Here is a 12,579-nt window from a genome sequence, read left to right on the forward strand (position 1 = left end):
GACTGAGACTTCAAGGTAAAAAGGTTGTTACATAAACTTTTAGGCACTTTTTATCTTTACAGTCTCAGTCTTTAACTTGATTAATTTATTCACTCAAAGTAGAAATGATATATTGATTGATGATATCTTTGATTTGTTCCAGATGGTCAGATGATGTAGCAGCTCTTAATTCGGATTGTGGCTTATCAATGATATATTGTTCCAAACTATTGAAGTCTGCAGTTCCATTTTCTATTTCTGCGCCAATACCAGTTTGATAAGAACTATAGCGTTCAGACACAATGTTTTCTAGAACTTTGTCTTCCTTGAGCTTAACAGCAACTCTTAAGCCAGCAGCAAAGGTATCCATACCAACAATATGACTGTAGAATAAATCGTTAGCTTCAAAAGAAGAGCGCCGCGGCTTAGCATCAAAGTTTAAGCCACCATGTGGTCCAATGCTACCATTTTCAACAACTTCGTACATTGCGGCAACAGTTTCATATAAGTTAGATGGAAACTCATCAATGTCCCATCCTAATAACTTGTCTCCTTGATTAGCATCAAGTGATCCTAACAGTCCAGCATCTCTAGCCACTCGAATTTCGTGTTGATAAGTGTGTCCAGCTAAGTTGGCATGGTTGCCTTCAAGATTTAATTTAAAGTCTTTATCTAAGTCATATTCTTTCATAAAGCCAATGGTAGTGGCAGCATCAAAGTCATATTGATGGGTCATTGGTTCTTTTGGTTTAGGCTCTAATAACATTTGAGCATTAAATCCAATTTTTTTAGCATAATCTTTGGCCATATGGAAGAAGTGGGCGATATGCTCTTGTTCTTTTTTTATATCAGTATTCCAAAGTGATTCGTAGCCTTCACGCCCACCCCAAAATACATAGTTTTCAGAACCAACACGCTTGCCAATTTCCAAACTATGCTTTAATTGAGCAGCGGCATAGGCATAAATGTCGGCGTATGGTGAAGTGGCGGCTCCAGCAACGAAGCGCGGGTTGGTAAACATATTAGAAGTATTCCATAAAACTTTCATGCCAGTAGTTTTTTGGTATTCAACAATCTTATCTACGATTTTATCAAGGTTTTTATTAGTTTCCCTTAGGGTATCGCCTTCAGGAGCTAAATCACGATCATGAAATGCTAAAAAATCGACGCCTAATTTGTCATATAATTCAAAGGCAGCGTCAACCTTGGCTAGGGCATTATCCATTGGATCGGTGTATTTATCATAGGGGCGAATAGCAGTACCATCACCAAAAGGATCAACTAGTCGTTGATCAAAGGTATGCCAATAAGCAACCGAAAAACGTAACCAATCCCGCATTTTTTTGCCAGCAATCACTTCGTCAGGGTTATAGTAACGAAATCCGAGAGTAGATTTGGTATTGTTTTGATGACCAACATATTTTATTTTATCAATATTCCAATAACTCATGAGAAATTCCTCCCAATTAATTAGTTTGTATAAAAAACCAACTTAATTCAATTACTAAAATACATCTTTTATTTTTATAAGTCAAGCAATAATAAAGGGCTTACATTTTTAACTAATGAATAGATTGTTGGCTTTTGCTTCTTAGAGTTGCTTCGATTTCTTCCAGACTGCGATTTCTGGTTTCGAAAACGTATTTGTGCACGAACCAAAGAGCTGCGAAGCAAAGAATTCCATAACCAATAAATAAACTACCAGTACCAAAATAGTTTAATAAAGAAGGAAAAGTTAACGAAACAATCATATTGGCAGTCCAATTGATGACGCTAGAAAATGAATTGCCTAAACCGCGAATATTTAATGGAAAGACTTCACCAACCATGATCCACATAATTGGTCCCCAGGTTCCTGAGAAGAAAGCAATGTAAATAGTTAATGCTAATACGCAGATGATTGCCGCAATTTGTGATTTTCCAGAAAATTTCATGGCAAAACTCATAATAAATAATGAAGTCCCCATGCCAACGGAACCAATATTCAATAATTTTTTACGATCAATTTTATCCATTATAATGACGGCTACGGCAGTTACAATAACATTAAAGATGCCAATGCCTATATGTGCTAATAATGCTGCAGAAACGCCAAAGCCTACATCGGTGAAAATTGTTGGTGCGTAGTATAAAACAGTATTGCACCCCATAATTTGTTGAAAAATAGCCAGTCCAATACCGATTATTAAAGCCGGACGCACTGTTTTACTAAATAATTCGCTCCAACCACCACTCTTAATTTGAGCAGCAGCATGAATGTTATTGAGTTCCGTTTCTACAGCAGCCTGGTTACCATGGTTCATGTTTAAGAGAATTTGCTTAGCTTGATCTTCATGTTGAATTTTGATTAAAAAGCGGGGACTTTCAGGTAATAATAATCCACCAAAGAATAGAATTGTAGCAGGAATAGCAGCAAAACCTAACATCCAACGCCAGCCTGTATACATTCCGGAAAAGGAATAGTTGGTGACATATGCGATAAAAATACCAATCATTACCATTAATTGAAATAAGCTAGAGACGGTACCACGTTTTTCTGCGGGTGCTAATTCTGATAAATAAGTGGGGATTAAAGCTGAGGCCGCACCAACGGCCATCCCTAAAATAATTCTAAAAATAATCAGATTCCAAAATCCTTGCGAAAATGCTGAACCAATAGCTCCGATAAAAAAGATAATAGATGATAATAACAATAGTTTTCTTCTGCCAAACTTGTCAGAAAGTGGTCCAATGATTGCCGAACCAATGATTGCTCCAGCTAAGACGGCACTAACGACCCAACCTTGTTGCCAACTGTTTAAATGGAATTGCTTTTGAATAAATAAAATGGCTCCAGAAATAACGCCTGTATCGTAACCGAAAAGTAATCCACCTAATGCACCAAAAAAATAAATGAAACCAGTTGAAATTTTTTTCATGGTTCTTCCTCTTTTTTATTTTGTAATTAAGTTGGTTTATAATACAAACTATTATAGCAAAATAAAAAACGTTTTCAAACGTGTCTGAAGATAATAATATAGCTATTAAATAACATTTTTTGCTAATCTATTTTTAATATATATCTTGCAATTTTAATTTTTGGTGTTATAGTGATAACCATAAAAACTAAAAACATTCAGAAAGAGGAGTAAAATAGTTGAACTGGACAGTGAGTTGGGAGCGGTGAGAACCCAATACCAGAATTAACTATTTGAAAAACACTTTCGTCAGTTGTAGGCCTGAAAATACTAGTTAAGTAAGGTTTGCCGGTAATGGCCGTTATCATCCATAGCGTATGTTTGTACGTGTTTGAGTTGGCTGCAAAGCAACTAGGGTGGTACCGCGAGTCCTTCGTCCCTTGATTGGGATGAAGGACTTTTTTTAGTTTTATTTAATTGATAATTAATTAAGGAGGATATTTCCATGACATTAATAATTCCGAAAGACTATGATCCAAAATTATCAGTTCGAGAAACCGAAAAAGCAATTCGGTATATTCGGGAAACTTTTCAAACCGAATTTGGTGCAGCTATGCACTTAGAGCGATTAAGTGCGCCGATGTTCTTACCACATGGCACCGGTTTGAATGATAATTTAAATGGCGTGGAAACTCCGGTTGCTTTTAAGATGAAAGATTATCCTGATGATTCAATTGAGATTGTCCATTCGTTAGCTAAGTGGAAGCGCGCAGCACTTAAAAAATACGGTTTTCAAGTTCATGAAGGTTTATATACCAATATGAATGCGATTCGCAAAGATGAAGATTTGGATAATTTTCACTCGATTTACGTTGATCAGTGGGATTGGGAACGAGTAATTAAACGCGAAGAACGCACATTAGATACATTAAAGCAAACTGTTAAATTAATTTTTAAGGTAGTGAAGCATTTAGAAGATGAAGTCTGGTATCGTTATCCACAAGCAGTTTATCATTTGCCTGATGAAATACATTTCATTACCACACAAGAGTTATTAGATCGTTATCCAGATTTATCGCCACGGGAACGTGAAAACGCGATTTGTAAAGAATTGGGCGCCGTTTTCTTAATGCAAATTGGCGGTGAATTAAGCAATGGTCAAAAACATGACGGCCGGGCGCCAGACTATGATGATTGGCAATTAAATGGGGATATCTTATTCTGGTATGAACCGTTGCAAGCTGCTTTAGAGTTGTCCAGTATGGGAATTCGGGTTGACGAAAAATCGCTGCAAAGTCAGTTGGAACATGAAAAAGCAACTGACCGGTTAAAATATCCGTATCACCAAGGTATTTTGCATAACGAGTTACCATTAACGATTGGTGGTGGTATCGGGCAGTCACGCTTATGCATGTTATTGTTAGGTAAAGCACACATTGGTGAAGTGCAAGCTAGTGTCTGGCCCGAAGAAATGCAAGAGCAATGTGCAGCGGCCAAAATCCAATTGCTGTAAAAAATGGTTTTGCAGTAGTTAATCAAAATTATTCTTATGCTCAATCTGCTCCAGAAAAACGAACAATAATGGTTTTAATTCATAACTCATCCAACTTGAGGAACATAAATTTACGAGTTGTAATAGTATCATATCAATTTGTAAAATGAATTTAGAACATGTGGTTCTTAATAACTAAAAAAGACGCTCAAAAACTTTTCTGATAAGTTTAAGAACGCCTTTTTATATTGGTTTAAATCATTGTTATTTAGTTTAAAATTCATATTTGGGTAGTTTTATGGTTCAATTCTAGTCTTTGTCCGCAATCAAATGATCTAAGAAAATCTCTGTATTGTCTGCTGGAGCATGACTACCAATAGTCATATTTGATAAGTCATATTTCAACACGGAACTGCCAAAGTTCATCAAAATTAAATTCAAAACTTCGGCTTCGACGTTAATGGCTTTTTTAATAAGACCACGATTTTGTAATTCCTGAAAAAAATCGACAAACAGACGATAGCGCGTATCAAAAAATCTTTGGCTAGCATCAACTAGTTCTGGAAATTCATGTCCCTCTCGTACCGTAATTAAAAATGATAATTGGTGTTGGTCAATAAAATTCCGGTAATCTTGCATTGCACGTTGAAAATCAGCCCGCACATCACCGTTGATTTGAAAAGACTTAGCATTTGTTTGAATTTGCTTAATGTAATTATCAACTAAGTACTTTAATAAAGCCTTTTTGTTGGGAAAATGGCGAAATAAAGTACTCTCGTTAATGCCAGCTTCTTGGGCAATTTTGCGGGTGGTAGTTCCACGGTAGCCATATTTACTAGCTAATGTAGCAAACGCTAGCATAATTTTTTGGTCGGTATCGTCTGTCATAGTTAACTCAGCTTTCTTAAATCAACAAATGGTTGTTTTTTACGAATAATTATAATAATTAAATTCAAAACAATCAAACTAATTAATAAGAATAACTGGCCTTGAATATTGGCGCTGAGACCGTGACCGCCATAAAAATTAATCATGTCTGCCTGAATATTGTAATACATCGGTGAGATGTAGTGCATGGTGCGATAAAAGCCATTCATAGCACTCACTGGCAGCATGCCCGCACCAGAAACTACTTGAATCATCGTGAGCAAAATATTTACTGTGACGCCAATTTGACCAATGGCAAAGTAGATAACACTGGTAAAATTAAATGCAGTCAGCATGAAGAGACTGTGAACCAACCAGAGTAATCCTATGTTCAGCTGGTGGAGATTTAACATGACACTCATGAACCAGGAAATTAGGCCGCCATTAACGAAAGAAATTAACAAGTAGACAATCTCAATATGGAAAAAAGCTTGAAAACGGCCGATCTGTTGGGCAAATTTGGCGTAAGTTCCGTAAAGTAATAGTGCGGCAATCATCGTACCTAAAAATAAAGCAATGGTGGCGAAAAAAGGCGCCATGGAATAATTCATGCCCTGTTTAACGGGATTGGTGGTGTGTAGTTGAACTTTAATAACAGGTTGGCTCTGTTTTTGTGCTTGCTGTTTGGCGACTCGCAGAATTGTTTGCGCTTTGGCCCGGGCTGCTTTTTTCGCCTGTTGTTGCTGCTGTTGAACTTGGCGTTGTAATTGGGCAGTTAATTTGTCCTGTTGATCTTCTGGTGCGGCAGCAATTTGTTGTTTGGCTTGGGTGACTTTTACTTGGGCCGCTTGCTGTTGTTGGACTAGTGTTTGCTTTAATGCAGTTAATTGTGGTTGAGCTAGTTTTAAAGTAGTCTGTTTCAAAGTTAGCTGTCGTGTAAGCTGGAAGCTAACTTTTTGAGTTACCGTGTTCAAACTAGTATTAACACTAGTGGGATTGGCTTGATTAACATAAAAGGTTAATTGTGGTTGCTTATTGTGCAGTGCTTGTTGTGCAAAATGGGCAGGAATATCAATAATTAAATAAGTTTTGCGCGCTGCTAAATTAGCTTGCGCCTGTTGGAGATCTCGAGTTTCATGAATGTGCTTGAAAGGAAGCTGCTTTTTTAATTGCTGACTAATTTGGTGATTAGATTTGGATTGATTGACAATAGTCACCGGTAATTGGTCCAAGTTGTTGGGCATGGCTTGATAACCAGTAAAATAAATCAAAAAAACGAAAATTCCAAACAATAAAGTTACTAGAAAACCTAAGATAGTGCCGCGATTACTTAAAAATTTTTTCAAATGCATGATTTCAACTCCTTATTTTGATATAGGAGAGCATACGCGCATTCGTTTTTAAAAGCAAGCACGTACTTGCTAAAAATTGTTAAATAAATTATCTTAAGGAAAGACAAAGTGGTTTGGAATAAAACAATACTCGTCTAAATTGATGATAAAATTTTTTGATTCCAGATTCATTATGTAGGCGCAACAAAGTTTGAATAGTGGCAGCAATGTGTCATCAATGTTCATTTTTGTAGCACTTAGTGGAAAATTCTTTTAATTCTGGAAAATTTTGGCATAATTTGTGGGATAGTAAGATTAATGTGAAGGAAGGCAACAAAGATGAATTACCAAAGTTGGAAAACGTTTATGAACTTCAGTTATTTAGCAACCTTTTTAATATTGCTGTTTTTGGGTGTAGGAACCAATATGCTCTCACAACAATTGGAATTTAATTATTTAATAATTGGGATTGTGTTTATCGCGTTCGGGTTGAGATTTGATTTATTTGATAATCGGTGGTTACCGAAATTAACACATCGTTTTCACTCCCATATTTTAAATCAAATTAATTTTTGGGGACAATGGTTTGTGCTGGTACTTTTGACGCAAGATGTATTTATTAATAATTATGTTTTGAAAACTTGGTTGGCACACAGCTCATTTTTTATCAGCACGTTCTGGCTCATCTTGTTGATGACATTATTATCCATTAGTAGTGTTTTTACTATCACATTAGTACGGCCACATCATCGCTGGTCGTTAATAGTAGTATTGCCATTATTGATTATTTTAGTTTATGAATTCATGATTAATATTTTTGCAGGCTATACTTATTCTGCGGTACCAATCCCGCACGGTCTGCTCTTTTGGAGAAATTCACTCTTGGCTTGCATGGTTTTTATGATCATTCCGTTTATCTATATTTCTATTCAGGAATTACAATTAAAACCTATCATTTTATGGAACTGGACAGGCTTGAAAAAGAAGGGGATTCTCTTTGGTTCCATGATTATTTTCTTTATCATTATCTTTTATTTGGATTCAGCAGTTTGGCTTCATCCTCTCAAAACTTGGCAGTGGCCCAATCTGGAGCAAATAGTCTTTTCAGTTCGTTCGGGAGTGTTGGAAGAACTGCTTTATCGCGGTTTATTTTTAAGCCTGGGATTGTCTTATGTTAAAAAGCATTCCGGTTATGGCTTTGCCATTTGGAGTTCTTCAATCGCTTTTGGTTTAATGCACGTAATGAATCTTTTCAGTGCACCACAGCACTGGCAAGCGGTACTCTTATCGACAATTGATGCGGCGGGCATTGGGGTTTTCTTTGCTGTTTTATATTTAATTACCGATAATCTATTACTAGTGATACTAATCCATACATTGTGGGACTTGTGCCAAAATGCAGTGACTGGAAGTGGCAATATGAGTGTTAATGGGGGATTAGGATTACTGATTGTTTTGAGTGTTTTTGTCTTGAGTGTCTTGTATTCTAGTTGGCTGGCGAAACGCTATCTCACTACTCGGCAAAGTCAATTAGGTTAAAAATATTATCTTAATTCAATTGTACCAACTAAAAAAGCATTACAATCAAGATTAATTTCTGATTGTAATGCTTTTAATTTTTAAAGTTATGGTGCAATTATTCATTTGATGATGGAACCGACTTTTGATTGGCTGGTTTATTAATAGTTACTAAAAATTTATTAACATAAGAATGCTCGAAATCCACCACTTTAAAGGTGAATTTATCTAACTGGACAATACTGTTTAAATGCAAGTTCGGATTTTGATCGAGCATATAGCCGGATAAAGTAACGGAGTCCACGTCTTCAAATTCAGCTAAATCAACTTTGAAGTAACGTTCAAAATCATAAAGTGTGGTTTGTCCACTAACTGAATAAGAACCATCATGATTATTGATGATGTACTCTTCGGAAACATTATCAACTTCATCTTTAACCGTACCAAACAATTCTTCATAAATATCTTTGTCAGTGACAATACCACTGGTACCACCATATTCGTCAACGACGACGACGATGGGCGTTTGCTTGGCAATCATTTGCGTTAAGATATTGTGAATTGGCATGTTTTCGGGCACGGTCACAATGGAACGCAGCATACGACTAATGGGAATCTGGCCATTAACCTGTTTTTGCCGCACTAAATCATAAATATAAACGTAACCTAAAATTTTGTCTTTGTTATTATTCGCCACAACTGGAAAACGTGAAAAACCTTGCTGTAAATAATCTTTAATGACTTCATTGACGGTGTCAGTTACATCGACGACGTAAAGCCGGGTGCGATCAATCATGATATCTTTAGCTACTTTGTCATTGAGATCAAAGGCTCGTTGCATATACAGTAAGTCATTTTTGTCTAATTCGCCGTTGCTGACCGAATCACGTGATAAACGCAAAATTTCTGATTGACTAAAAACTTCACTTTCTGAGTCAGCGGGCTTCATTCCGATCATTTTGACAATGCCCGTTGCCGAAATATTCAGTAGCCAGACGAAAGGATAGGCTAAGGTGTGAAAGGCTTGTAGTGGCGTGACAGTTAATAGAAGCATTTTCATTGGTAAATCAATACTGATATTTTTCGGGACAATTTCAGTGATTACCACTTGCAGGTAAGTTAATAAAAGCAAAGCAACCACAGAACTAATAGCATGAAGCGTTGTTGAAGATTTCAATGAAATACCCAAAACTTGATCAAAGAAAGATTGCAAGGTGTCTTCACCAATCCAACCTAAAATTAAACTGGTCACCGTTGTGCCCACTTGAGTAGTGGATAAGTACTCATTTAAGTTGTTGACCATGTGTAGTGCACGGCGTAATTTTTTTTGATTTCCTTGCTTATTTTCAATTGCATCTTCAATTTGGCTCACGCGAGTGGTTACTAAGGCAAACTCAGCCAAAATAAAGAAGAAAGCAATCGCAAAGATGACAACAATCCAGATAAGGTTGATAAATATCTGAGCGTCTGACAAAACAATTATTCCCCATTTCAAAGTGAATTTTGAGACTAATTATACCAGTGATAGCCAGATTATTCTATGAGAGAGGTACAGTAATTAGTTTCGATTAGTTATCTAATGATTATTATATAATGGTTGCTGACCTTTTAGGGATGAGAAAAGACAGCTTTTAAAAGTAACGGTGCGACTAATGTTGTGGCGATAATAGCACCAATAATTGCTGAGTAACGATTACTAGAGAATAAGTGACTCTGTAGTCCTAACTGGGCAATAATTAAAGCCATTTCCCCGCGCGAGATCATCCCAGCACCGATGATAGCAGAACTATGTCTAGAAAATTTAGTTAAGCGCGCACCTAAACCAGCACCTAACATTTTTGTGATGATACCACCAATAGCTAATACCAAAAATAATCCCATGTTTTGCATAATTCCGGATAGAGAAATATTCAAGCCAATGCTGACAAAAAAGACTGGAATAAAGATGGCATAGCCGATGGGCTGCAATTCGTGATTGATACTCGTTTGATGGTTAGTTTGACCGATAGCTAGGCCAGCAAAAAAGGCCCCGATAACATCACTTAAACCGACTGCATTGGCTAGAACAGCTAAGCTAAGGCAAATCATTAAGGCCATAATAGTTTCGGAATTGGGAAGGAGCAATTGAGAACTGAGTTTCATTAGATAGGGAATTACCCACCGACCGAGAATTAATAAAACTATCAAATAGCCAACTTGAAGTGCTAGTGTCAACGGTAAATGTTGCTGCTGGGTGCTAGTTGTAACATGACTTCCGACAAAACTAAGCAAGATGCTAAAAACGATAACTGCCAAAATATCATCGACTACCGCTGCACCGAGAATCGTGGCTCCTTCAGCACTGGTCAATTGGTTCATTTCCTGTAAAACGACAATAGAGATGGAAACAGAAGTTGCAGCAAATGTCACACCTAAAAATAAGCTGTCTAATCGTGAAAAATGAAAAAAGCGGCCAGTAAAATAAGCGGTGAAAATTGGTAAAATCATCCCCAATACTGCAACCAAAATGCTGGGACGCCAAAAGCGGCGAAGGGTCGATAAGTCACTTTCCAGCCCGGCCATGAACATTAACAAGACGACGCCAATCTCTGCAAAAGTTTGAAGTAAATTGCTTGGCTGGACCCAATGCAAAAATGCCGGGCCTAAAATGACGCCACTCAGCAGTTCACCGATAACAGTTGGGAGGTGCAATCTATTACTAAGATGACCTAAAATAGTGGTGGTGACTAAGATTAAACATAATGAACTCATAAACTTCATTAGCGAACAAACTCCTTCAAATCATAAAAAAAGACTTTCAAAAAAAGCCTTTGGCAACCCAAACCAAAGCAAATTCTTGAAAGTCGAAACTCCAACCAATACTTATTAAAAAATTGATAATCATTGATATCTTAACAAAAATAGTAAAATGTGCAAGAATACGCAGATTATTCCAATTGATGCAAGAGGTTTTTAACTGTGTCGGCTTGACTAGCATCGGTTAGAATAATTAAGGTTTCACCCGCCATGATGAGTGTGTCACCGTGAGCGATCAGGGTTTTGGCGCCTTGGCGAATACCGATTAACAAACAATCCTTCGGCCACTGAATGTCACGTACTTGTTGGCCGTTGAATGAACTATCAGTCGAGATTGGTAACTCAAATTGTATGGGGTGACCACTAATCTGGTGGAGCGTTTTCGGGATAGTCATTTTGGCTAATAAGGATGCGTAGATGGGCGCACCACCGAATAAATCATCAACAATGTAAGCCACTAACGACAAAAGGGCTAGTGGAACAAGGTGTTGCAAAGAGCCAACCATTTCGGTAATTAATAAAATAGCAGTAAACGGAGCTTTACTGATTCCGGCAAAATAAGCAGCCATGGCAAATACTAAGAGATTGACGATGTATTTGGTTGACAGTAAACCTAACTTGACAGCGATAGTGCCATATAATGTGCCCGTAATGGCTCCTAAAGTTAAAATTGGTAAAAAAATTCCACCAGCTAGTCCTGAGCCATAGGAAATCATCGAAAAAATAAAGCGCAATAATAATAAAAACAGTAAAGCTTGAAGTCCCAACTTCAATTTACTTAAGTTCAAGATAATACTGTTACCACCACCAAGAGTTTGTGGTAAAAAGTAGCCTAAAGGAATTACTAATAACAAAGGAATTAAACCATGAAAAATACGGGGTAACCAGCCGAAACATTTGGCGTATAACCAAGACATCAGTAATAAAATTCTTTGATAGAAAAAACTGAAAATGCCCAGAATTAGACCAAGAAATAACAAATGGTAGTAGGAATGGAGGGGAAACACGGGTAAATGAGCCATGTACAAAACGGGTTTTAAACCAAAAATATTCATTGAGATTAAATCTGCACTAATGGCAGCGGATAAGGAGGTCATCCAAATTAATGGGGAAAAATTATGATAAACTTCTTCTAAAATAAATAAAGTCCCTGCTATCGGAGCGTTAAAGGCCGCTGATAATCCAGCAGCAGCGCCACTAGCTAATAAAATTCGTTGATTTTTAGCTGATGGTTCCCAGTATTCACCTATTCCTTGACCGACCGCTGCTCCTAGCTGAATGGATGGTCCTTCACGCCCTAAATATAACCCTGATCCGATTGCTAAAACGCCAGCAATGAATTTGCGCCAAAGAATGGGCCACCACTTTAAGCTAATCCGTTGAGTTAATAGGCCTTCAACTTCCGGAATACCGGAACCCATAATGTGGGGTTGTCGTTTAGTTAATAAACCAATGATGATGGCAATTGCAACATTAATAAGTAAAATAACTAATAAGAATGAATGCTGGATATGGGCTAATTGGTAAAGTTTGAGCCAAGTAGCTAAAGATTTAACAATTAATAAGCGAAAATTACCAACGACCAGTCCTGTTAAAATGCCAATCAGGATGCCTTTGATAATAAATTTAAAATTAGTTGTATCAAATCGTTTGATATTGATTGCATGTCATCTGCCTTACTCATATTTTGAAGGAACTT

The 12,579-nt window shown here is 37.0% G+C and carries 9 protein-coding genes and 1 other annotated feature; of the genes, 2 read left to right on the plus strand and 7 right to left on the minus strand.

Annotation, left to right across the window (positions count from 1 at the left end):
• Positions 1-85: 85 nt before the first annotated feature.
• Complete coding sequence (gene xylA, locus AC3B5B_RS04550; RefSeq protein ID WP_489769424.1) at positions 86-1,429, minus strand: xylose isomerase; 1,344 nt, start codon at positions 1,427-1,429, stop codon at positions 86-88.
• A gap of 112 nt (positions 1,430-1,541) precedes the next feature.
• Positions 1,542-2,897 carry a sugar porter family MFS transporter gene (locus AC3B5B_RS04555; RefSeq protein ID WP_489769425.1) on the minus strand — a complete coding sequence of 452 codons (1,356 nt, stop codon included), beginning with the start codon at positions 2,895-2,897 and terminating at the stop codon, positions 1,542-1,544.
• A gap of 187 nt (positions 2,898-3,084) precedes the next feature.
• Positions 3,085-3,320: a binding site (T-box leader), on the plus strand.
• 61 nt (positions 3,321-3,381) lie between these two features.
• On the opposite strand from AC3B5B_RS04555, the gene asnA reads away from it, so the two are divergent.
• On the plus strand, positions 3,382-4,389 hold the full coding sequence (gene asnA, locus AC3B5B_RS04560) for an aspartate--ammonia ligase (protein ID WP_489769426.1): 1,008 nt from the start codon (positions 3,382-3,384) through the stop codon (positions 4,387-4,389).
• Positions 4,390-4,677: 288 nt separating this feature from the next.
• Here the strand turns inward: asnA and AC3B5B_RS04565 are convergent, their stop codons facing one another.
• Both AC3B5B_RS04565 and AC3B5B_RS04570 read right to left on the minus strand, forming a co-directional pair.
• On the minus strand, positions 4,678-5,256 hold the full coding sequence (locus tag AC3B5B_RS04565; RefSeq protein ID WP_489756775.1) for a TetR/AcrR family transcriptional regulator: 579 nt from the start codon (positions 5,254-5,256) through the stop codon (positions 4,678-4,680).
• Positions 5,257-5,258: 2 nt separating this feature from the next.
• Positions 5,259-6,587, minus strand: coding sequence for a YhgE/Pip domain-containing protein (locus tag AC3B5B_RS04570; protein ID WP_489769427.1), 1,329 nt, complete (start codon positions 6,585-6,587; stop codon positions 5,259-5,261).
• Positions 6,588-6,905: 318 nt separating this feature from the next.
• Here AC3B5B_RS04570 and AC3B5B_RS04575 point away from each other — a divergent pair, with 318 nt between their 5' ends.
• Positions 6,906-8,105, plus strand: coding sequence for a CPBP family intramembrane glutamic endopeptidase (locus AC3B5B_RS04575; protein WP_489756773.1), 1,200 nt, complete (start codon positions 6,906-6,908; stop codon positions 8,103-8,105).
• A gap of 97 nt (positions 8,106-8,202) precedes the next feature.
• On the opposite strand, the gene AC3B5B_RS04580 is transcribed toward AC3B5B_RS04575, so the two are convergent.
• The 3 genes from AC3B5B_RS04580 to AC3B5B_RS04590 form a co-directional block, all read right to left on the minus strand.
• Positions 8,203-9,558: a hemolysin family protein gene (locus AC3B5B_RS04580; protein WP_489769428.1), complete on the minus strand. Its 1,356-nt coding sequence runs from the start codon at positions 9,556-9,558 to the stop codon at positions 8,203-8,205.
• 134 nt (positions 9,559-9,692) lie between these two features.
• Positions 9,693-10,844, minus strand: coding sequence for a cation:proton antiporter (locus AC3B5B_RS04585; RefSeq protein ID WP_489769429.1), 1,152 nt, complete (start codon positions 10,842-10,844; stop codon positions 9,693-9,695).
• A gap of 167 nt (positions 10,845-11,011) precedes the next feature.
• A complete protein-coding gene (locus tag AC3B5B_RS04590) occupies positions 11,012-12,541 on the minus strand; it encodes a ClC family H(+)/Cl(-) exchange transporter (RefSeq protein ID WP_489769850.1) in 1,530 nt (509 codons plus the stop codon).
• Positions 12,542-12,579 lie beyond the last annotated feature (38 nt).

The organism is Bombilactobacillus sp. ESL1187 (assembly GCF_058107155.1).